Annotated in this window: 15 protein-coding genes, 2 tRNA genes and 2 pseudogenes; 4 read left to right on the top strand and 15 right to left on the bottom strand. The window is 62.9% G+C overall.

The window, feature by feature from the left end:
* Nucleotides 1-15: 15 nt before the first annotated feature.
* Together ACQ4MM_RS01125 and ACQ4MM_RS01120 are read right to left on the bottom strand one after the other, a co-directional pair.
* Nucleotides 16-258, bottom strand: coding sequence for a hypothetical protein (locus ACQ4MM_RS01125; RefSeq protein ID WP_431475625.1), 243 nt, complete (start codon nt 256-258; stop codon nt 16-18).
* 38 nt (nt 259-296) lie between these two features.
* Nucleotides 297-443 carry a hypothetical protein gene (locus ACQ4MM_RS01120; RefSeq protein ID WP_431475624.1) on the bottom strand — a complete coding sequence of 49 codons (147 nt, stop codon included), beginning with the start codon at nt 441-443 and terminating at the stop codon, nt 297-299.
* A 117-nt stretch (nt 444-560) separates the two neighbouring features.
* Here ACQ4MM_RS01120 and ACQ4MM_RS01115 point away from each other — a divergent pair, with 117 nt between their 5' ends.
* The gene (locus ACQ4MM_RS01115; protein WP_431475623.1) at nt 561-1190 is read left to right on the top strand and encodes a hypothetical protein; all 630 of its coding nucleotides are present in this window, start codon (nt 561-563) and stop codon (nt 1188-1190) included.
* Here ACQ4MM_RS01115 and ACQ4MM_RS01110 read toward each other — a convergent pair.
* On the bottom strand, nt 1183-2442 hold the full coding sequence (locus ACQ4MM_RS01110; RefSeq protein WP_431475622.1) for a glycerate kinase type-2 family protein: 1260 nt from the start codon (nt 2440-2442) through the stop codon (nt 1183-1185). The two genes, ACQ4MM_RS01115 and ACQ4MM_RS01110, sit on opposite strands and share 8 nt — an antisense overlap.
* On the bottom strand, nt 2439-3710 hold the full coding sequence (locus tag ACQ4MM_RS01105) for an MFS transporter (protein ID WP_431475621.1): 1272 nt from the start codon (nt 3708-3710) through the stop codon (nt 2439-2441). The genes ACQ4MM_RS01110 and ACQ4MM_RS01105 overlap by 4 nt, the downstream gene beginning before the upstream one ends.
* 66 nt (nt 3711-3776) lie before the next feature.
* Here ACQ4MM_RS01105 and ACQ4MM_RS01100 point away from each other — a divergent pair, with 66 nt between their 5' ends.
* From ACQ4MM_RS01100 to ACQ4MM_RS01090, 3 genes are all read left to right on the top strand, one after another.
* The gene (locus tag ACQ4MM_RS01100; RefSeq protein ID WP_431475620.1) at nt 3777-5888 is read left to right on the top strand and encodes a S9 family peptidase; all 2112 of its coding nucleotides are present in this window, start codon (nt 3777-3779) and stop codon (nt 5886-5888) included.
* Between the two features lie 100 nt (nt 5889-5988).
* Nucleotides 5989-6064: transfer RNA gene (locus tag ACQ4MM_RS01095), tRNA-Val, on the top strand.
* 17 nt (nt 6065-6081) lie between these two features.
* Nucleotides 6082-6158, top strand: a tRNA-Asp gene (locus ACQ4MM_RS01090).
* A 224-nt stretch (nt 6159-6382) separates the two neighbouring features.
* Here the strand turns inward: ACQ4MM_RS01090 and ahpF are convergent.
* The 11 genes and pseudogenes from ahpF to ACQ4MM_RS01035 all read right to left on the bottom strand — a co-directional run bounded on the left by ahpF (nt 6383) and on the right by ACQ4MM_RS01035 (nt 21545).
* Nucleotides 6383-7965: pseudogene (ahpF, locus tag ACQ4MM_RS01085) on the bottom strand (alkyl hydroperoxide reductase subunit F).
* Nucleotides 7966-8063: 98 nt separating this feature from the next.
* Nucleotides 8064-8628: pseudogene (gene ahpC / locus ACQ4MM_RS01080) on the bottom strand (alkyl hydroperoxide reductase subunit C).
* 164 nt (nt 8629-8792) lie between these two features.
* A complete protein-coding gene (locus tag ACQ4MM_RS01075; protein WP_431475619.1) occupies nt 8793-9161 on the bottom strand; it encodes a putative zinc-binding protein in 369 nt (122 codons plus the stop codon).
* Entirely contained in the window at nt 9154-9564 is a 411-nt protein-coding gene (ubiT, locus tag ACQ4MM_RS01070; protein WP_431475618.1) for a ubiquinone anaerobic biosynthesis accessory factor UbiT, read from the bottom strand. Before ubiT ends, ACQ4MM_RS01075 begins: the two co-directional genes overlap by 8 nt.
* 63 nt (nt 9565-9627) lie before the next feature.
* A complete protein-coding gene (locus ACQ4MM_RS01065; protein WP_431475617.1) occupies nt 9628-10515 on the bottom strand; it encodes a U32 family peptidase in 888 nt (295 codons plus the stop codon).
* 2 nt (nt 10516-10517) lie between these two features.
* Complete coding sequence (gene ubiU / locus ACQ4MM_RS01060; protein WP_431475616.1) at nt 10518-11516, bottom strand: ubiquinone anaerobic biosynthesis protein UbiU; 999 nt, start codon at nt 11514-11516, stop codon at nt 10518-10520.
* Nucleotides 11513-13147: an indolepyruvate/phenylpyruvate decarboxylase gene (gene ipdC / locus ACQ4MM_RS01055; RefSeq protein ID WP_431475615.1), complete on the bottom strand. Its 1635-nt coding sequence runs from the start codon at nt 13145-13147 to the stop codon at nt 11513-11515. Before ipdC ends, ubiU begins: the two co-directional genes overlap by 4 nt.
* Before the next feature lie 81 nt (nt 13148-13228).
* Entirely contained in the window at nt 13229-14797 is a 1569-nt protein-coding gene (locus ACQ4MM_RS01050; RefSeq protein WP_431475614.1) for an oleate hydratase, read from the bottom strand.
* An 86-nt stretch (nt 14798-14883) separates the two neighbouring features.
* The gene (locus tag ACQ4MM_RS01045) at nt 14884-16284 is read right to left on the bottom strand and encodes an RtcB family protein (protein WP_431475613.1); all 1401 of its coding nucleotides are present in this window, start codon (nt 16282-16284) and stop codon (nt 14884-14886) included.
* A 102-nt stretch (nt 16285-16386) separates the two neighbouring features.
* On the bottom strand, nt 16387-19176 hold the full coding sequence (locus ACQ4MM_RS01040) for an EAL domain-containing protein (protein ID WP_431475612.1): 2790 nt from the start codon (nt 19174-19176) through the stop codon (nt 16387-16389).
* A 134-nt stretch (nt 19177-19310) separates the two neighbouring features.
* Complete coding sequence (locus ACQ4MM_RS01035; RefSeq protein WP_431475611.1) at nt 19311-21545, bottom strand: YgiQ family radical SAM protein; 2235 nt, start codon at nt 21543-21545, stop codon at nt 19311-19313.
* Nucleotides 21546-21601 lie beyond the last annotated feature (56 nt).

The raw sequence follows: 21601 nt of genomic DNA, 5'->3' as shown, positions 1-21601 counted from the left end.
GGCTGCCTCCCTTCCTTACTGCGCGAAGTAGTCGATGAACCCGGTGACGCTGCCAAGGCGGCCGTCCGCTGCGACGATGGCGAAGTCCGTGCCTTTGGCTACCGGTTCGCTGCCCGGCGCGGCCAGCGTCCACGAGAAACGCAGCACCTCGTTATGACTGTCCGGGGTGCCGGCCAGTTCGAAGCGATGGCGGGGGAAATGGCCTTGCGCGCCGGCGATCATCGCATCGATCGCGCCATGGCCGGTGCCCTGCATCATGGGATCCTTGTAGCTGGCGTCCGGGGCGAATGCGGCGGCTACCCGGGAAGACGTTGTTCGGCGTTGCGTTCGTTCCAGGCGGCCAGGTATTGTTCGACGATCTGCATGGTGTTCTCCTTTGGTTGATTGGTGAAGCCATTGTCAGCAAATGCGCGCCGTGCGACGATTACTTCCCAGGTAATCAAACAGGAATCCCTATGAGGTTGCGTCGCAGCCTGCTTGAACAAACAGCATTGCACCGCAACGGGAAGCCGTGAGAGGATTACCGTCCCGGAAGTAAAAATGAAAAACAGGAGTTCCAGTTGAAATCGATTTTGTTTGCGGCCAGCCTGGCCATCACGACTGCCACCGCTTCCGCTGCGGCCGCAGCGCCATCGGCATCGGCGAAGGCGGCCAAGCCTGCCGCCGCCCCGGCCCCAGCCGCCGTGCAGGTGCCGACGCGCGATGTGCCGGTCAATGACTTCATGCAGGGACGCTTGCCGTTCCAGATCGCCCTGAACGTGCCGGTACCGGCGGAATTCCAGCAGTCCAAGGTCAAGAAAATCGGCTACTCATACTGGATGCGCCCTGAGGATGCGGCGACAGCCACGGCAGCCAACCTGCCGACCCGCAACGGCTACCTGTACGGCTCCACCGCCACCAACGTCACGTACGACGCCGCCCATCATGTGTTCTATGGCATTAACGATCCGGGCTCGCTGAACAAACTGCGTGGCGCGGCCACCAATATCCAGGTGCAGGAGTTCAAGGAAGCGAAGAACCCGGCGGTGATGATTTCCATGATCAGCGGCACCACGGGACAGCCGGCCTACTTCATGTACATGGCAACCGGCAAAAAGAAAGAGACGTTCTTCCTGTCCTACCGCGCACCGGACGGCCGCAAGGACATTGGCGATGCGGTGTGGGCCAAGATGGCCGCCGCCATCAAATAAGCAGGATCGCCCGGAAGTCGTTCACGTTGGTGCGCGTGGGACCGGTGACCACCAGGTCGCCCAACGCCGAGAAGAAGCTGTAGCCGTCGTTGTTGTCGAGCAGGGCCCGGGCGTCGAGACCCAGTTCGGCGGCGCGCTGCAGCGTTTCCGGTCCCAGCACGGCGCCGGCATTGTCCTCGGTGCCGTCGATGCCGTCGGTATCGCAGGCGATGGCGTGCACACCCGGCGCGCCTTGCAGCGCGATCGCCAGCGCCAGCAGGTATTCCGCATTGCGTCCACCACGGCCCGTGCCGCGCACGGTGACGCTGGTTTCCCCGCCTGACAGGATGACGCATGGCGGCCGCAATGGGCTGCCATGATCGATCACGCCTTGCGCCAGCGCCGCATGCGATACGGCCACGGCGCGCGACTCTCCTTCCAGCCGGTCGCTCAATATGAGCGGGCGCAGGCCCTCGGCGCGGGCGACATCTGCCGCTGCCTGCAAGGCGTGCCTGGCGGAGGCGATCACGGCCACGCTGTTGGGCGCCAGGCGCGGGTCGCCGGGCTTGGGCGTTTCCTGCGCCGGGTCTTCCAGCACGGCGCGCACGGAAGGCGGAATCCCGATGCCGTATTGCTGCAGGATGCGCAGCGCATCCTGCGCGGTCGACGCATCGGCCAACGTAGGGCCGCTGGCCACCACCGCCGGATCGTCGCCCGGGACGTCCGACAGCACCAGCGTCACCACACGCGCCGCACCGCAAGCCAGCGCCAGCCGGCCGCCCTTGATGGCCGACAGGTGCTTGCGCACGATATTGATGTCGCCGATCGGCGCACCGCTGCGCAACAGGGCCTTGTTGATGTCGCGCTTCTGTTCCAGCGTAATGCCGGGAGCCGGCAGCGACATCAGGGCCGAGCCGCCACCCGACATCAGGCACAGCACCATATCGTCCGGCCCCAGCCCGCGCACGGCGGAGAGCATGCGGCGCGCGGCAGCCTGGCTGGCGTCGTCCGGGACCGGATGGCCGGCCTCGATCACTTCCACCTGCCTGGTCGGTGCGCCATGGCCGTAGCGCGTCACCACCACGCCACTGAGAGGACCTTGCCAGCGCCGCTCCACACCCTGCGCCATGCGCGCGGCAGCCTTGCCCGCGCCAATGATCACGGTACGGCCTTTTGGAGGCGGCGGCAGGTGGGCCGCGATGGTTTCCAGCGGATCGGCCGCGTGCAGGGCGGCGTTGAACAGTTCGGACAGCAGCTCGCGGCCGGTCTTCACAGCATTTCTCCTTTGCTGCCCACGCACAGCAGCACCAGCGCGCCGCCGGCTGCCAGGCTGGCCGCCACCAGCAGCATGCCGTTGGCCGTGCTGTGCGTGGCATCCTTGATCGCGCCCACCAGGTAAGGACTGACAAAGCCGGCCAGGTTGCCCAGCGAATTGATCATGGCAATACCCGCCGCCGCTGCGGAGCCGCCCAGCATGGCGGTCGGGATGCTCCAGAATACCGGGAAGGTGCTGAGGATGCCCGCGGTCGCCACGCTCAAGGCAGCCAGGGCCAGGACCGGATTGTTGGCATAGTGGGTCGATGCCAGCAGCGCTGCTGCGCCGGCGAAGGCCGCCAGCGCAACGTGCCAGCGTCGTTCACCCGTGCGGTCCGAGTGGCGCGCAACCAGGATCATTGCCAGCGCGGCGACGCCATACGGGATGGCCGTCAGCAGGCCGATATCGAACACGTCCTGCACGCCGCTATTGCGGATCAGCTGCGGCAGCCAGAAGCCGACGCCGTACAAGCCCATCACGAGCAGGAAGTACACCAGGGCCAGGATCCACACCCGGCTGCTGCCGAAGACGTGGCGCAGGCCCCATTGCGCGCGCGGCGCACCGTCGCGCGCCAGCTCGTGTTTCAGCAGCGCCTTTTCCTCGTCGCTCAGCCAGTTGGCATCGTCGATGCCGTCGTCCAGCAGGGCCAGTGTCAGCACGCCCAGCGCCACGGCAGGCAAGCCCTCCAGCAGGAACAGCCACTGCCACCCGGCCAACCCGCCGTGTCCCCCGAAATGCGACATGATCCAGCCCGACAGTGGACCGCCCACCACGCCAGCCACCGCGACGCCGCTCATGAAGATGGCAACGATGCGGGCGCGCCGCTGCGCAGGGTACCAGTAGGTCAGGTACATGATCACGCCGGGGAAAAAGCCTGCTTCCGCCACGCCAAGCAGGAACCGCATCACGTAGAAACTGGTCGGGCTGGTGGTGAACAGCATGGCCGCCGACAGCAGGCCCCAGCTGGCCATGATGCGCGCGATCCAGCGCCGCGCGCCAACGCGCAGCATCAGCAGGTTGGAAGGAACCTCGCACAGGAAGTAGCCGACAAAGAAGATACCGGCGCCCAGGCCGTACACCGTGTCGGAAAACTGCAGGTCCGCCTGCATCTGCAGCTTGGCAAAGCCGACGTTCACCCGGTCCAGGTATGCCACCACGTAGCACAGGAACAGGAAGGGCAGCAGTCGCTTGCTGACGCGTGCATACAGCTTTTCGGTAGTGATCATTCTTGTTGTATTTCCAACTATGGCACCCTAGAATCATTGCACATTTTCCCTCTTGGAGCCGAAGAAGTGCGCAAACGCCTTATTACCAGCCTGCTGCTGCCCCTGTTGGCCGCGCCGGCCTTTGCTGCGGACCTGCCGCAGCCGCCGATTGCCGAAAAAACGCAGTGGATGGAAACCCGCCACGGCGAAGCGGTGACCGACGATTACCGCTGGCTGCAGGAAAAGTCCAACCCTGCCGTCATTGAATACCTGAACGCGGAAAATAGCTATACCGCCGCCATGACCGAGGGCATCAAGCCCTTCGCCGATACCTTGTACAAGGAATTCAAGGACCGCACCATGCCGGCCGACCTGTCGGTGCCCGCGCGGCGCGGTGATTACTACTATTACAGCCGGGTGGAAGCGGGCAAGCAGTATCCGCTGAACTGCCGCCGCCTGGCGGCCAAGGACGGCAGCTACGATGCCTCGGCTGCGGAAGAAATCATGCTGGACCAGAACGCGATGGCCGAAGGCCTGAAATTCTTCCATGTGGGGATGATGGTCGCTAGCCCGGACGCCAGGCTGCTGGCCTACACCACTGATGACAATGGCTTCCGTCAATATGCGCTGCACGTGAAGGAGCTGGCCAGCGGCAAGGTGCTGTCGATCAGCATGCCGCGCGTGACCAGCGTAGCCTGGGCTGCCGACAACAAGACCCTGTTCGTCGTGCAGGAAGATGCCACCACCAAGCGCGCCGACCGCCTGTTCCGCCTTACGCTGGACGGCCAGCCGGAGCAGCTCTACCACGAGGCGGTGGAGCAGTTCTCGCTGGACGTGACGGGCAGCCTGGATCGCAAGCATATCTACCTGACGTCCGGTGCGACCGACACCACCGAAGTGTTCATGCTGCAGGCCGACCAGCCGAAGGGCAGCTTCAAGTCCGTGCTGGGCCGCACCAAGGGGCACCGCTACTTCGTCAGCCACCGCGACGGCCAGCTGTACATCCGCACCAACAAGGATGCCAAGAACTTCCGCCTGGTACGCGCACCGCTTTCCAACCCGAAGAAGTGGACCGAGGTCATCCCGCATGACAAGGACACCCTGCTGCAAGGCGTCAGCTTGTTCAAAGGCTTCCTGGCGGTGAACGAGAAATCGCGCGCCCTGGGCCGCACCCGCATCTACGACTTCGGCAGCAAGAAGTGGCTGACCGTGAAGTTCGACGACGAGGTGTATGTGTCCATGCCGTCCACCAACCTGGAATACGGCCTGACCAAGTTCCGCATCAGCTACCAGTCACCGCTTGCCCCACCTGCCACCATCGACGTCGACATGAAGACCGGCGAACGCACCGTGCTGAAAAAGCAGGAAGTGGCGGGCGGCTTCGACTTCAGCCAGTACGAAACCAGGCGCCTGTGGGCAACCGCGCGCGATGGCGTGAAAGTTCCGTTGTGGGTGGCCTACAAGAAGGGCGTGAAGCTCGATGGCTCGGCGCCGCTGGTGCTGTACTCCTACGGCTCGTACGGCATTCCGCAGGAAGCGAACTTCTCGCTGACCCGGCTCAGCATGCTGGAACGCGGCGTGATCTACGCGGCGGCGCATATCCGCGGTGGCAATGACATGGGCGAGAAGTGGCATGACGACGGCATGCTGATGAAGAAGATGAACACCTTCAACGACTTCATCGACAGCGCCGAATACCTGGTCAAGGAGAAATGGACTTCGCGCGATCGCCTGGCGATCCAGGGCGGCAGCGCCGGCGGCCTGCTGATGGGGGCTGTGGTGAACATGCGTCCCGACCTGTTCAAGGCGGTGCACGCGGCCGTGCCGTTCGTGGACGTGATGAACACCATGATGGATGCCAGCCTGCCTCTGACCACCGGCGAATACCTGGAGTGGGGCGACCCGAGCCAAAAACCGGCTTACGACTACATGCGCAGCTATTCCCCGTATGACAACATCTTGTTGAAAGATTATCCGGCCATGCTGGTCACCACCGGCCTGAATGACAGCCAGGTGATGTACTGGGAACCGGCCAAGTATGTGGCCAAGCTGCGCCGCAATAAGACCGATCGCAATCCGCTGCTGCTGAAGGTGAACATGGGGGCGGGGCATGGCGGCTCGTCCGGGCGCTATAACGCGCTGGGAGAGAAGGCTTTCGAGATGGCCTGGCTGCTGTCGCAAATCGGGGTTTCCAAATAATTTTGAGGTTTTTTGGAAAAACCCTTGCGCGGGTTTCAATATCCATCCTATAATTCGGCCTCTTCTGAACGTTGTGACAAACGTTCGACAGTGAAGGCAGGGGCGCTTAGCTCAGTTGGTAGAGCGGATCCCTTACAAGGATTAGGTCGGGAGTTCGAGCCTCTCAGCGCCCACCACTCACTGCGGAAGAATTGGAGCGGTAGTTCAGTTGGTTAGAATACCGGCCTGTCACGCCGGGGGTCGCGGGTTCGAGCCCCGTCCGCTCCGCCAATATTCAGAGAAAGGCCCCGAAGAAATTCGGGGCTTTTTTCATTTTCGTCGTTGAAAACCGGTAAACCTGGGTCTGACCCAAGGGTCAGACCCAGTCTGCTCGGCGGCTGGAGGTTTCGGTTGTGCGCTGTTGATCTTCGATGAAAGTCAAAGACCCAGAACCAACCCCGAGACCTTCGCACACCCGGGGTCTGACCCTTGGGTCAGACCCCGCCTTACCGGTTTCAGGCCGCAATCGCCGCCGGCTCATCATCCGCCGAAGAGCGGATCAGGTAATCGAAGGACCCCAGCGCCGCCTTCGCACCTTCAACCCACCGCAATCACGATCTGCTTGTACGGCACGGTGGTCACGTCACCCGCCGCAAACACGCCGGTCTCCGAAGTCTGGCCCTTGGCATCCACCTCGATCTCGCCATGCTTGGACAGCTCGATAGTGCCCTTCAGCCACTCGGTATTCGGCACCAGGCCGATCTGCACAAACACACCTTCCAGGTCCACGCGGTGCGACTGGCCTGATTCACGTGTCGGTGTAGCTCAAGCCATTGACCTTCTTGCCGTCGCCATGGATCTCATTGGTCTGCGCCGACTTGATCACCTTCACATTGCGCAGGGTGGCCAGCTTGCGCTGCAGCACCGCATCCGCACGCAGTTCGGCGCCGAATTCGATCAGGGTCACATGTTCAACAATGCCGGCCAGGTCGATCGCCGCTTCCACACCGGAGTTGCCGCCGCCGACCACCGCCACGCGCTTGCCCTTGAACAGCGGGCCATCGCAATGCGGGCAGTAGGCAACGCCGTGGTTACGGTATTCCTTCTCGCCCGGCACATTGATTTCGCGCCAGCGGGCGCCGGTCGAAATGATCACGGACCTGGCTTTCAGCACCGCGCCGCTTTCAGTGTGGACTTCCTTGATCTTGCCCGGCACGATCTTCGAAGCGCGCTGGGTGTTCATGATGTCGACGTCGTATTCCTTGACGTGCTGCTCCAGTGAGACCGCGAATTTCTGGCCGTCGGTTTCCTTCACCGAGACGAAGTTCTCGATCGACAGGGTATCCAGCACCTGGCCGCCGAAGCGGTCGGCGATCACGCCGGTGCGGATGCCTTTGCGCGCGGTGTAGATGGCCGCAGCAGCGCCTGCAGGGCCGCCGCCGACGATCAGCACGTCGAACACGTCTTTCTTGCTCAATTCAGCCGCAGCACGGGCCGAGGCGCCGGTATCGAGCTTGGCGAGGATTTCCTCGACGTTGGTGCGGCCCTGGCCGAAATGCTGGCCATTCAGGTACATCATCGGCACGGCCATCACCTGGCGTTCCTCGACTTCTTTCGGGAACACGCCGCCGTCCACCGCCACCACTTTGATGCGCGGGTTGATCACGGACATGGCGTTGAGCGCCTGCACCACTTCCGGGCAGTTGTGGCAGCTCAGGGAAATGAAGGTCTCGAAGACGTATTCGCCGTCCAGGTTGCGGATCTGCTCGATGACTTTTTCATCCAGCTTGATCGGGTGGCCGCCGACTTGCAGCAGTGCCAGCACCAGGGAGGTGAATTCGTGGCCCATCGGGATGCCGGCGAAGCTCACGCCGATATCGCTGCCTTTGCGGGTAATGTCGAAGGAAGGCTTGCGGGCCTTGTCGTCGCTGCCTGCCACTACGGTGATCTTGCCGTGGCCGGCCGATACGATGTCTTGCAGCAGGGCCGACATTTCCTGCGCTTTGGCGGAGGCGTCGGTGTGCGCCACGATCTCGATCGGGTGTACAACGCGCTCCAGGTAGGAGGAGAGTTGGGCTTTCAGGTCTGCGTCCAGCATGGCGATTCCTTTCTGATTAGTCGCTTGCGGTAGGTACCGCTTCAACGCCTCAAGGCGGCCCCGTAGGGCCGCCGGTTGCCTTCAGCAGTGCTGAATGCTTAGATCTTGCCGACCAGGTCCAGCGATGGCTTCAGGGTTGCTGCGCCTTCGGTCCACTTGGCTGGGCAAACTTCGCCTGGGTGGGAAGCAACGTACTGGGCTGCCTTCACTTTACGCAGCAGTTCAGCAGCGTCGCGGCCGATACCGTTGTCGTGCACTTCCAGCACTTTGATGAAGCCTTCCGGATTGATCACGAAGGTGCCGCGCCAGTGCCAGGCCTTCTTCTTCGATCATCACTTCGAAGTTACGCGACAGGGTGCCGGTTGGGTCGCCGATCAGGGCGTATTGCACTTTCTTGATCGCGTCGGAGGTGTCGTGCCATGCCTTGTGAGCGAAGTGGGTGTCGGTCGAGATGCCGTACACGTCCACGCCCAGCTTGGCGAATTCTGCGTGGTGGTCTGCCAGGTCTTCCAGCTCGGTTGGGCACACGAAGGTGAAGTCGGCTGGGTAGAACACGAATACGGACCACTTGCCTTTCAGGGATTCTTCGCTCAGGTCAACGAATTTGCCGTTGTGGTATGCGGTGGCCTTGAATGGTTTTACTTGGGTGTTAATCAGGGACATTGTGGTTTCCTCGTGGGTTTGTGAATCAATGAGACGCCAGTTTAAGGCCTTCCCGGAGATTTGGAAATTTGATTGTTCAAATAGACTCAATAGTCTTTGCCTATTGAAACCGCTTAGCGCGATTGCTATTATCGCCTTTTGGCGTCGAAACGGTTGTCGGCCGGTCAGGGTTGTGGTTTCGACAGCAAGCCGGCTGCATGCCTTGCCAAGTGCTCGACAGCGGCGGGATCGAAGTCGGCGTGCATTTTCTTGCGCACGCCGAGTTCGTTGAGGAGGAGATGGTGATCAGGGGAGACGCCTTGTTTGACAAGGCATTCGCGGGCGCAGGCGAGCGGGCAGCCGTCGATGGCGATGATGGTGCGGCCGGACTGGGCCAGTTTGACCAGCGGGGCGACGCCGCCGCCGACCCCGGCGATACAGGACATTTCTGCGGTGCCGTCCCGGTCAAGCCTGAGCGCGACGGCGTTGGCCAGTTGCGCCGCGCTGCTGCAGCCGGAGCACGAGTACACCAGCGGCAGCGTCTTGTCAGCCATGGCGGGCGCCGGGCGGGATCGGGATCTTCGGCAGCAGCTTGCGCCAGTCGAAAGCGCTGGCATCCAGGCCGTCCAGCGTGTTCTTGAACAGCAGGCCAAGTTCCGTGTCGCCTTCCAAAATCAGGCGGCGGCAGAAGAACAGGGTGTCCGGGTCTTCCTGCCGGCGCGCCATCAGCACCAGGTCATGCGCGCAGGCGCCGATGGTCAGGTCGGGCTCCTCGCCGTGGCGGACCATTTCAAAACCTTTGCCCTGCCAGCTGAAATCAATCGCCAGCCCGGCGTCTTCCACCCGCAGGCGCAGACGACGGGCAAATAGGGCCTGGCGCACGTCTTCAGGCAATTGCGGCGCCAGGATTCGGTTCAGGCCCTGCACGAACAGCCAGGCGGGCGGCTGCGGCGGCAAGCGGCCCAGCAGGCGGCCAATGGCGGGCGGGATGCGGAATGGGGGTGGTACTCATCGCAGTATTCATGCTACGCGCTCCATGCCGGGTTGCCCGTACCAGAAGCCGTCGCAGCTTCCGCCGGGAGCCAGCGGCTCCAGCATCACGGCGGCATGTGGCGCCTGCCACTCGCCGCGGCGCACTTTGTCGAAGGCCGCCACGACTTCCAGCGTATCGCGCGACTGCGGCGAAATGCGCAGCACGTCGATGCCCATGTCGGCCATCTCCGGCATCGCGCGCACCAGGTTGCAGCACAGGGCCGATTGGGTCTGGATGCCGTTCAGCACCAGGAAAGCTTTCTGCTCGCGGGTATCCATGATCAATCCATCGGGATAATCGATGCAGCTGAACTGGCAATCGTCCTTGGGCAGGTTGCGATTGCGCGCGGTCATGCAGCGGGCGGAAAAAGCCAGCGGCATGCGGCCCCAGGCAAAGACTTCGCTTTCCATGCCGGCTGGCTGGGTCTTGAGCAGCGTGCCGATAGCCGTGCGATCCATTTCCAGCGGCGCCACCCAGCGGCGTGCACCCTGGCGGGCCAGCACCGCCAGCGTCGGCTCGCTGTAGATGTTCAGGTGCGGGCCGGCGATAAAGCCGGCGCCTTCCAGGTTGCGCACGGCGCCGAAATCATTGGCTTCCACCAGGAAGTCGCGGTGTTCGCACAGCTTGCGCATGGTGCCCAGTTCGGCGCCCGATTCGATCAGGGCTTGCGTGGACAGCACCACTTCCTTGCCCGCATCGCGCAGCAGGGCCGCGATATCGAGCCAATCCGGCAGGCGCAATTCGTGGCGGCGCGAGCATACGACTTCGCCGAGGTAGACGATATCGACCGGGCTCTCCGCTACTTGCTGGTAGAACTCGAACATGGTCAGGCGCGGCCAGTAATACAGCACCGGGCCGAGGGCTAGTTTCAACATACTCATTTCCATTTGCGGTGATAGGCGCCCAAGGTGTGCTGCTGGCCTTCCGCCACGCGGTCCAGCGCGGCGCTCCAGCTCGGATGAATGGCGAAGCGGCGCTTGCCGTCACCGCAGGCATCAATCGCGGAGCGCCAGGCCTGCGTCACCTGCGCCACATACGCGGGACTGCGCTGGCGGCCTTCGATCTTGATCGCCTTGACGCCCATCTGCACCAGTTGCGGCAGCAGTTCCATGGTGTTCAGGCTGGCCGGCTCCTCGATGGCGTAATAGGTTTCGCCTTCCACTTCGAAGCGGCCCTTGCACAGCGTGGGATAGCTGGCGTTTTCGTCCGGCTGGTAGCGGTCGATCAGCACGCCATTCAGGCGCGATTCCAGGCCTTTTGGTGTCTGCTGCCAGCGCACCGCCTTGGCGGGCGAGCAAACGCCGGCTGTATTGGGCGATTCGCCGGTGGCGTAAGACGACAGCGCACAGCGGCCTTCCACCATCACGCACAGGCTGCCGAAGCCGAATACTTCGATCTCGGTCTTCACGTGGCGCATCAGGTGCTCGACCTGCTGCATCGACAGCACGCGCGGCAGCACCGCACGGGAAATGCCGAACTGCTCATGGTAGAAGTTGATCGCTTCGTAGTTGGTGGCCGAGCCTTGCACCGACAGGTGCAGGCGCAAGCCGGGGTGCTTGTTGCGGGCGTATTCCATCAGGCCGGGATCGGCCAGGATGATGGCGTCGATACCGGCGCCGACGGCGCGGTCAACTGCTTCGCGCCAGAGCTGCCAGTTGCCCGCCTGCGGATAGGTGTTCAGCGCCAGCAGGACTTTGCGGCCGCGCTGATGGGCATAGCGGATGCCTTCCGCAATCGCGGCTTCATCGAAATTCAGGCCGGCGAAGTTGCGTGCATTGGTAGCGTCGCGGAAGCCGAGGTAGACGGTGTCGGCGCCATTGTCGACAGCTGCTTTCAATGCCGGCAGGCTGCCGGCGGGACAAACGAGTTCGATCATGCTTTGGTTCCCTGCAGGCGGCGTACGCCGTTGACGAAGCGGGCCAGGGTGTCGGACTGGCCGCCACGCGGCAGCATGACTTCCACCAGTTGGAAGCGGCCGCGCTGCTGCACGGCGCTTTCCAGTGCAGCCGCCAGTTCGGCGCGCGTGCTGACGCGATAGCCCGCGCCGCCCAACGCTGGCGCCATGTCGGCAAAGCGCCAGTCGCTCAAGTCGCAAAAGCCGGATTGCGGCTGGAACGCGCGCAGCATCTCCCAGCTGCAGTTGTTGAAGATGACCACGATCGGGTCCAGGCCGTAGCGCTGGCAGTTGCCCAGCTCCCAGCCGGTCATCTGGAAGGCGCCGTCGCCGACCAGCACCAGCGGGCGCTCGCCGCCGGCCGCTTGCAGGCCGAAGGCGGCAGGCACGCCGTAACCCATGGTGGCGTAGTAGCCCGGCGCGAGCAGGTCGGTATTTTCGATATCCAGCGCGGTGAACAGGCAATCGCCAATGTCGGAGGCGATGGTCATGCGGCCGTGCTTGCGCATCATGTCGTTGATCGCGCTGGCCACATCGCGCGGCACCAGCGGGCTGTCGTCCGCAGGCAGGTCGCATGGATAGGCGGTGCGCTCGCCGTGCAGGGCAGCATCGGCACGCAGCGGCTGGGCGCGGGCCAGCAAGCCGTCCACCAGCGCCTCCAGCGGGATATCGTGATAGGTGTGGTAGCCGAGGGTAACGTCGCCATCCAGCGCCAGCATGCATTTGCGCAGGTCGATGCGTTCGCGCTGCACGCCGAAGTTGGTGTCGGACAGGATCACGCCCAGCATCAGCAGGGCGTCGGAACCTTCCACGGCTTCGGTCACCTCCGGCGCACCGGCGACGCCGAGGTAGGTGCCGAGCAGCGGTGCTTCCGGCTCGCTCGCCAGCAGGCCGCGGCCCATGAAACAGGTCACCACCGGTACCTGCAGCTTGGTGGCCAGCTGCGCCACCTTGCTCTCCAGGCCGAAACGGCGGATTTCGATATCGACCATCAGCACCGGACGTGCGGCGCGTTCGAGGCGGGCCAGCACCTCCTCCACGCAGGCAGCCAGGGCATCAGCATCATGAACCGGCGCCGGCATGGCGTGCACCCGCGCGCAAGGCGCGTGCACCATGTCGCGCGGCAGCTCGATGTAGACCGGGCGCGAATGCGCGATCGCACTGCGCAGCACGCGCGCAATGTCTTCCGGCGCACGTTGCGGGTCGTCCAGCACGCACTGGTCGCAGGTGATCTCGCGGAAGATCGCCATTTGCGAGTCCAGGTGCTTGACCTGGTGGTGCAGCAGGAAGCCGTTGCGGCGTTCATTGGAGCCCGGCGCGCCGGAGATCACCACCATCGGTACTTTTTCCGCGTAAGCGCCCGCGACGGCGTTGACCATATTGAGTGCCCCCGCACCATAGGTCACCGCCGCCACGCTTATGCGCCCGTGATAGCGTGCCGCCCCATCGGCTGCAAAACCTACACCCGGCTCGTGGCTCAGCGTGTAGAGGGGCAGAACGCCAGATTTCTCAATTTGTTCGAAAAAGGCAAGGACGAAGTCTCCGGGGATACCAAAGACTTCACGCGCGCCGTGATCAGCCAGCGCGTGCAAGAGTGAGTTTGCGAGATTCATAGCCGGCATCTTGCGCGGGCGCGCTTGAAAAATCCTTGAGCCAGGTCAAGGATTCCCCAATCGGCTGCCCGCGTCCTTTTGTCAGGCCGCCTTGACTACCGCCGCCAGCATCACTTCCAGCGTCTTGTCATGGCGCTTGATTGGCGGGATTTCGCGCTCGATGCCGAGCAGCTGGTACACGGCCATCTGCGCCGCGCGTATCGAGTATTCGACCGTGAACACCACATCATCCGGCACTTCAACGAACTGGCTTACCAGGGCGAGGTTGCGCGAGCCGGACGGCACAGGCAACGGACGGTCGCTGTACTGGCGCGGCATGAACATGCTGGTGATGTAAGGCATGCGGCACGGAATGCAGTTGGCCTGGGCGAAAACGTCCGGTTCAAAGTTCAGGTGGCCAGCCAATTCGCGCAGGATTTCTGCACCGGTGCATTCGGCCATCGGTTTGGCGACGAAATTGCCGACGCGGTCCGGGTGCAGGGCATAACCCCAGAACACCTTGACGTTGGCCGGCTGTCCTGCAAAGTGCGGCTGGTGTGCCAGCACGGCGGACATCAGCCAGTTGGAATCCTTGAAGGTTACCAGTCCTCCGGTACCCGCGACGTTGCCGCTGAATGCTTCCATCTGGTCGAAGAATGCCGTGTCGTGCAGCGTTACGGTGAACGATTCCCACCATGATTGCTGGATGTTGCGGTTAAACGCGGCCGGATTGCCAAGCTCTGGACGGCCTTGCGCCAGACGCTCCCACAATTTCCATCCACCGCTCTGGTGGCGGTCGAGCCGCGCTGGCGCCGCGTCCATGCTGCCGAAGCTTGAAGCATCGGTCATCGAACCATTCTGGAAGAACACCAGGTCGTCAGGTGCAATCGGCAGAAGTTCGCGCTGGCCATCGCGCTCAAGCTCGATTGCGTGCACCAGCAGCTCGTCATTCGAATCGGCCAGCTTGATGTCGGTCACAGTGCAACCGGTCTCGATACGCACGCCCTGCTGCGCCAGCCATGCCTGCAATGGACGGACAAGCGAGTCGTACTGGTTGTACACGGTGCGCTTGACGCCCGCCAGTGTTTCGATGCGCGAAAACTCCTTCATGAAGCGATGCAGGTAGCGCTTGAATTCCACTGCGCTATGCCAAGGCTGGAAGGCGAAGGTGGTCGCCCACATGTACCAGAACGGCGTTTCAAAGAATTCCGGCGACAGGTGGTCGGTGATCGGGCTATTGCCCAGTGCGGCTTCATCCGCTTCGTGCAGCTTGAGCAGCTCCATTCGGTCGCGCAGGCTGAAGCCCATCGAGGTCACGTCCACCTTGTGGCGATTGCGGTCGACCAGGCGGGCCTGCGAGTGCGACTTATGCAGTTCGTTGAATGCCAGCGTTTCATCCAGCACCGTCTGGCCTGGATGGACCAGCGACGGAATCGATGCGAACAGGTCCCAGGTACATTCGTAGTTATCGGTGGTCAGCATGCGGCCGCCGCGCAGGCGGTACCCATCTTTTGCATTGCCCGCGCCATCCAGGCTGCCGCCCGCGACACCCAGCGAATCGTAAATATAAATCTGGTCGCCGCGCATTTTCCCATCGCGGATCATGAAAGCCGCTGCCGCCAGGTTGCCAATGCCGGCGCCGACCATATACACCTGTTTTTCTTTTGCCATTTCTTTACTCCTTGGTTAGCTCGGGAGTAACTATAGGTTTTCACGATGCCGCTTGACTTTGACCTGGGTCAAGAACGCCCCAATCGTCATGCTTTGAACGTGATCCAGGGCCGGAATCGGGCCACCGCCTGGATCAAGCCGGCTTCCTGCTGCGCCGTGATCACCGGACCGATTGGCTTGTACGCGCCCGGTGCCTCTTCAATACGCCTTTCTTCGCGCAGCGTTACGCATTGCCAGGTTTGCTCGCCTACCGGGCCAGCAGGACGAAGGGCACGCGTTTCCTGCCTGCGCATACGCCGCCCTGCGCCGTGGCTGCACGACCATAGCCAGTCTGCATGGCCCAAGCCGGTAGCGAGGAAGGAGCTATCGCCCATTGAGCCGGGAATCAGCGCAAGCTGGCCAGCGTGCGCCGGCGTAGCACCTTTGCGGTGGATGTTCATGCCTTGCTCGGCCAGGACGACGTTGTGCGGCACATCGACAACCAGCCGCGATGCGGACGCGCCAATGGTTGCCTCCAGGTCCTTGCGGACCAGCTCCGCCAGCACCAGGCGGTTGGCCCAGGCATAGCGGGCAGCCACCCCCATCGCTTCGAGGTATTCCGACGCCAGCGGCCCGCTGAGGCCATACAAGCCGCTTTCAGGATGGCGCACGCCGGCTGGCCACTCGGCCCGCGCACGGTCCATCCAGGCCTGGCCGACGAAAAAGCCGAGATCACGCGAGCCGCTGTGGATCATTACAACCACGTCGCCGGCCTTGAGTCCAGCGCGATAGGCGGCGTGGCGGTCCAGCACTTCTTCCACGACCTGCAGTTCGACGAAGTGATTACCGCCGCCGGGAGTTCCAAGATTGGGATCGCGGAATACCGCATGGCGCCGCCCGGTGAACGCTTCCGGTGCATGCCTTGCGGAGCCGCCAAAGCTTTGCAGCCCGACACAGCGCGCCAGTTCATCCTGCAGGCGGGCGTGGTCCATCTCACCCCACAATCCCTGGCGTGGAATCTCGTGCAGGAAGGCCTCGGGGCCAAGGTCGAACAGGGCGCGGAAGGCTGCCGTACTGGCAGGTACATCGCGGCCGTTATCGAGCAGGCTGCGCGTCAGCCGCTGCACCAGGCGATCCTTGTGCGGTTCGAGCTGCTGCAGCGTATGCCCCGTGCTGAGCAGCCGCATGCCGCAGTTGATGTCGGTGCCGATTGCGGCCGGTATGACAAAGTCGCTGTCGGTCGCGACGATGCTTCCCACCGGTGCGATCGAACCGGGATGAAAATCAGGCGTGGCGCAAGCCTTGCAGGCACCGCGTTCATTGTCATGGCTTCGCACAGAGGCGAATTCAAGCAACTGGCGCACGGCCTTTTCCTCCAAAGGAAGGCTGGCCGGCAGAAGGATCTGCGCCTGCGCGTTTTCGTTATGGATCTGGTAGACACCATCGCGGTAGTTGACGATGATGCCGGAACGGGCAAAGGCCCGTTGAAGTCGAGTGTAATTGTTCATGGCTGCTACGGACGTAAAGAGAACCCGCGGTGATCGCGGTAGACGTCCTCTCTTGCAGCAGCGCATTCAAGGAAGGAAAAACGGCGCTAGTCTAGCACGGTTTTATGCGGCAGTGGCTTGCGGGGCGGCGGCGGCGGGGATGGTTTGCTGGTGCAGCATGGCGTCGAAGTCGGCGGCTGGGAGAGGACGTGCGAACAGGTAGCCCTGGCCGTAGTCGCAGCCGGCGCCGGCCAGCAGGTCGCGCTGTTCGGTGGTTTCCACGCCTTCCGCGATCACGTTCAGGCCGAGCTTGTGGGCCATCACGATGATCGCGTCGGACAAGGCCATATCGCTCGAATCGGGCGCCAGGTTGCGGGTGAAGCTGCGGTCGATCTTGAGGTAGTCGATGTCGAACTTTTTCAGGTAGGACAGCGAGGAGTAGCCGGTGCCGAAATCGTCCAGTGCCACCTGGATGCCGGCGTCGCGCAGTTGCAGCAGCTTGTCGGTGACGCTGGTGTTTGCGTCGAGCAGCAAGCCTTCCGTGATCTCCACCACGATGCTTTCGCCCGGCACGCCGAGCTGCTGCAGGTAGGCCAGCCAGTCTGCATAGCTGCCACGTTCGCGCTGGAATTCCATCGGCGACTGGTTCAGGCTGACCTGGAAGCCCGGGTTCACGTTCGCGCGCCAGCGCTTGACCCATTGCGCGGATTCGCGGAACACCCATTCGCCGATATCGACAATCAGGCCGCTCGATTCGGCCAGCGGGATGAACTCCATCGGGCTGACCATGCCGCGCTGTGGATGCTCCCAGCGGATCAGCGCTTCGGCCTTGTGGATCTTGCCGGTCGGCAGGTGCACGATAGGCTGGAAGTACAGCTTGAGCTGGTTGCCTTTCAACGCACCGCGCAAGTCGTTGGTCAGGCGCATGCGGTTCAGCGCAGCCACCTGCAGGGCCGGCGTGAAGTAGCTGAAGCGGTTGCGGCCGGCACCCTTGGCTGCGTACATGGCCTGGTCGGCATGCTTCAGCAAATCTTCCATGTTGCCGGCATCGTCCGGGTAGACGGTGATGCCGATCGAAGCTGAGACGAAAGCTTGTTCCTGCCCCAGCTGGAACGGCATGCGCAGGCTGTCGATGATGTGCTGGGCGATGTCTTCCACACGGTCCACTTCCGACAGCTCAGGCAGGATCACGGTGAACTCGTCGCCGCCCAGGCGTGAGACCGTGTCCGACTGGCGCACGCAGGCGCCGATGCGGCGCGCCGCTTCCACCAGCAGCACGTCGCCCTGGTGGTGGCCCAGCGTGTCGTTCACTTCCTTGAAGTGGTCCAGGTCGATGAACAGGATGGCGATGCGGGTGCCGTCGCGGCGCGATTTGAGGATATCGTGCTGCAGGCGATCGAGGAACATGCGCCGGTTCGGCAACTGTGTCAGCGTGTCGAAATTGGCCTGCTGCCAGATCAGGGCCTCGGTTTCCTTCTTGTCCGTGATGTCTTCGATCATGCACAAGTGGTATGGCTGGATCTCCGTGCCTACCGCGTTGATCGAAGCTTCCACCCATACGATGCGGCCATCCGGACGCATCAGGCGCGTCTCCATCTTGAAGCCGGCAATCTGCTGCGCTGCCAGCTGCGCCATTTTTTCCTGTTCCGGCGCCACGTCATCCGGATGGCAGATTTCCAGCCAGCGGCTGTGGCGCATCTCTTGCGCCGAGCGGCCGGCAATTTCAGCAAAGCGCGGGTTGACGTCGCGGAACTGGCCGCCACTTGAATCGATCAGGGCAATGCCCATCGGGGCCGCTTCGAACATGGTGCGGAAACGCTGCTCGCCCTTGCGGATGGTTTCTTCGGCGCGCGTGCGCTCGCGCGTCAGCAGCGAGAAGTGGATCACGGCGCCCAGCACCAGCAAGCCCGCTGCCACGCCCAGCACGCGGTACAGCCAGGTGAGGTCGGAACCGGGATCGGCGTTGTACAGGAAACCGGCCCAGGTGACACCTTTTGGCAGCATGCCCAAGTCCGTATAGATGTCCGCGATGTGCTGCCAACGGTCCGGGTTCATGTAGCCGATTTCCACCAGCACCGGCTGCACCAAGGGCACCATCTGGCGCGCCTCGTACAGAAGGTGCATGCGATCGTGCTGGCGCGAGTACTTGTTGAGGATCAGGTCGACGATTTCTTCCTGGTGGCTCATGGCGTACTGCCAGCCGCGCATGCTGGCGGCGCGGAAAGCGCGCACGCGGTCCGGATGGTTCTTGATTTCGGCTTCGCTGGTGAACAGGTTGTCGCCGTAGAAGTCGATGCCGGCCGCACGCGGGCTGTAGATGTCGTACGGGAAACCGAGGCGATCCAGGTAGTCCGGCTCATTGGTCACATAGATCGACATGGCGTCGACCTTGCCCTTCACCAGGTCGTCCGGATTGAAACTGTGCTCCACGCGCACCAGCTGGTTGTTGGTAATGCCTTCCTTGCGCAGGTAGGCCATGACTTCATCGGCCTGGGTCAGTTCGTCGGTCAGGGAACCGATCATCACGCGCTTGCCCGCAATGCTGCGGATATCCGGCGCCGGGCCGGTCTGGCGCATCGCCAGTGCATAAGGGGAATGCTGGAAGACTACCGCCAGCACCACCAACGGTTTGCCGGACAAGCGCGCCAGCAGCAAGCTGCTGCTGGCAACCCCGTATTGGGCGCGGCCATCGAGCACCGCCCGTTCCGGTTCATTGCCGTCGCTGCCCTCCAGCAGTTGCACATCGAGGCCGGCATCGCGGTAATACCCTTTTTCCAGTGCGGCGTAATAGCCGGCGAACTGGAACTGGTGGCTGTGCTTCAGTTGCAGCGTGACGCGTTCCTGCGCCTGCACGCAGGGCGCAGATGTCGACAGCAGCAGAAATATGAACAGGCCAGCCAGGAATTGGGGCACGTTATCTTCCGGATACAAAGTTGGCAGAGTCTACAAGCCGATTGTATCCGCTTCGCCGCTAGCAGCGCGCCAAAGTGTGGCATTCCTGCTGCAAAACCCTATGGAATTGCAGCAGGTGATAGCACGTTAGCGCCTTACTTACGGCCTGGGCGGCTGCCGGTCTTGGCCGGAGCGGCCTTTGGTTTGACTTTGATAGTGTCGAGGATGGAGGGACGAGCCTTGGTTTCCACCGTGGCGCGCGCCGTCATCGAACCGGTCAAGGCGTTCGGCTTGCCGCCGCGCGAGATGTGGGCCGGCGGTGGCAGGCCGGCGCCGCGCTTCTGCTGGCCCGGCGCCAGGGTTGGCATGGCGCGCTTGCCTTGCGATGGCTTGAAATTCTCTTCGCCAACGCGATATGGCGGGATCAGGTGGCGTTCGCCATCGCCGATCAAATCGCCACGGCCCATGCGGCGCAGGGTCTCGCGCAGGATCGGCCAGTTCTTCGGATCGTAGTAGCGCAGGAAGGCCTTGTGCGCCTGGCGCTGCTTGAGCGTGCGCGGGGTTTCCACGGTTTCCGAAGTGTCGGTGACCTTGTGCAGCGGATTCTTGCGCGAGTGGTACATGGCGCTGGCCATGGCCATCGGGGTCGGCATGAAGGTCTGCACCTGGTCCAGGCGGAAGTTGTTTTTCTTCAGCCACAGGGCCAGGTTCAGCATGTCTTCGTCGCTCGTGCCCGGGTGGGCGGCGATGAAGTAAGGGATCAGGTATTGCTTCTTGCCCGCTTCCAGCGAGAACTTCTCGAACATCGCCTTGAATTCGTCGTAGGCGCCGATGCCCGGCTTCATCATCTTGCTCAGCACATTGGATTCGGTGTGCTCCGGCGCGATCTTCAGCAGGCCGCCCACGTGGTGGGTCACCAGTTCTTTCACGTATTCCGGCGAACGCACGGCCAGGTCGTAGCGCAGGCCGGACTGGATCAGGATCTTCTTGACGCCCTTGATCTCGCGCGCCTTGCGGTACAGCTGGATCAACTTGCTGTGGTCGGTGCCCAGGTTGACGCAAATCGAAGGGTAGACGCAGGACAGGCGGCGGCAGGTTTCCTCGATCTCTTTTTCCTTGCACGACAGGCGATACATATTGGCGGTCGGGCCGCCAAGGTCGGAGATGATGCCGGTGAAGCCCTTGGTCTTGTCGCGGATATGCTCGATCTCGCGCAGGATGGACGGCTCGGAGCGGCTCTGGATGATGCGGCCTTCGTGCTCGGTGATCGAGCAGAAGGTGCAGCCGCCGAAGCAGCCGCGCATGATGTTGACCGAGAAGCGGATCATTTCCCAGGCCGGGATATTGGCATTGCCATAGCTTGGGTGCGGGGCGCGCGAGTACTCCATGTCGTACACGCCGTCCATTTCGTCCATGGCCAGCGGCAGCGGCGGAGGGTTCATCCACACATCGCGGTCGCCATGCTGCTGCACCAGCGCGCGCGCATTGCCGGGGTTGGATTCAAGGTGGAACACGCGCGAGGCGTGGGCGTACATTACCGGGTCTTCCTTCACCACCTCGTAGGATGGCAGGCGCACCACGGTCTTGTTGTGCTTTTCCTTGGCCGCGGCCAGGCGCTCTTCGCGGCTCATGATGATGACCGGCTTGACCACTGGTTCGGGCGCGGCGTTCTCGGTGGCGCATTCCTTCTTGTCTTCCTTCGCCATGGCGTAAGGATCGGGATGCGGATCGACGCGGCCCGGCACGTCGACACGGTTCGAGTTGTGCACCGCCCATTCGCCGGACGGCAGCCAGCCGTGCGGCACCAGGAAGGCGGTGCCGCGCAGGTCCTTGATTTCCTTGATCTTTTCGCCCATCTCCAGGCGGCGGGTCAGGTCGACCAGCGCACGTTCGGCGTTACCGAAGATCAGCAGGTCGGCCTTGGACTCGGTCAGCACCGACTTGCGCACCTTGTCCGACCAGTAGTCGTAGTGGGCGATGCGGCGCAGCGAGGCTTCGATCGAGCCGATGATGACCGGCGTGCCCGGGAAGGCTTCGCGGGCCTTTTGGGCGTACACGGTCACGGCGCGGTCGGGGCGCTTGTTCGGCTCGGCGTTCGGGGTGTAGGCATCGTCGGAACGGATCTTGCGGTCGGCCGTGTAGCGGTTGACCATCGAGTCCATATTGCCGGCGGTGATGCCGTAATACAGGCGCGGCTTGCCCAGCGCACGGAACGATTCCACGTTGTGCCAGTCAGGCTGGGCGATGATGCCCACGCGGTAGCCTTGCGCTTCGAGCAGGCGGCCGACCAGCGCCATGCCAAAGCTTGGGTGGTCGATATAGGCATCGCCGGTCACCAAAATGACGTCGCACTGGTCCCAGCCCAGGGCGTCCATTTCGGCGCGGGACATGGGAAGGAAAGGCGCAGCAGAAGCACGCGCAGACCGCTTGGCGACGGTCGCGAAAA

The sequence above is a fragment of the Massilia eburnea genome (assembly GCF_050709955.1).
GTDB classification, from domain to species: domain Bacteria; phylum Pseudomonadota; class Gammaproteobacteria; order Burkholderiales; family Burkholderiaceae_D; genus Rugamonas; species Rugamonas eburnea_A.
Note: the sequence above shows the minus strand (reverse complement) of the source record. Positions and strands in the feature narration are given on the sequence as shown.

Excerpts from the sequence above, each read along its gene's own strand:
- ACQ4MM_RS01050 (WP_431475614.1), bottom strand. The coding sequence starts at position 14,797 with ATGGCAAAAGAAAAACAGGTGTATATGGTCGGCGCCGGCATTGGCAAC.
- ACQ4MM_RS01075 (WP_431475619.1), bottom strand. The coding sequence starts at position 9,161 with ATGGCTGACAAGACGCTGCCGCTGGTGTACTCGTGCTCCGGCTGCAGC.
- ACQ4MM_RS01035 (WP_431475611.1), bottom strand. The coding sequence starts at position 21,545 with ATGTCCCGCGCCGAAATGGACGCCCTGGGCTGGGACCAGTGCGACGTC.
- ipdC (WP_431475615.1), bottom strand. The coding sequence starts at position 13,147 with ATGAATCTCGCAAACTCACTCTTGCACGCGCTGGCTGATCACGGCGCG.
- ubiU (WP_431475616.1), bottom strand. The coding sequence starts at position 11,516 with ATGATCGAACTCGTTTGTCCCGCCGGCAGCCTGCCGGCATTGAAAGCA.
- ACQ4MM_RS01065 (WP_431475617.1), bottom strand. The coding sequence starts at position 10,515 with ATGTTGAAACTAGCCCTCGGCCCGGTGCTGTATTACTGGCCGCGCCTG.
- ACQ4MM_RS01105 (WP_431475621.1), bottom strand. The coding sequence starts at position 3,710 with ATGATCACTACCGAAAAGCTGTATGCACGCGTCAGCAAGCGACTGCTG.
- ACQ4MM_RS01045 (WP_431475613.1), bottom strand. The coding sequence starts at position 16,284 with ATGAACAATTACACTCGACTTCAACGGGCCTTTGCCCGTTCCGGCATC.
- ACQ4MM_RS01125 (WP_431475625.1), bottom strand. The coding sequence starts at position 258 with ATGATGCAGGGCACCGGCCATGGCGCGATCGATGCGATGATCGCCGGC.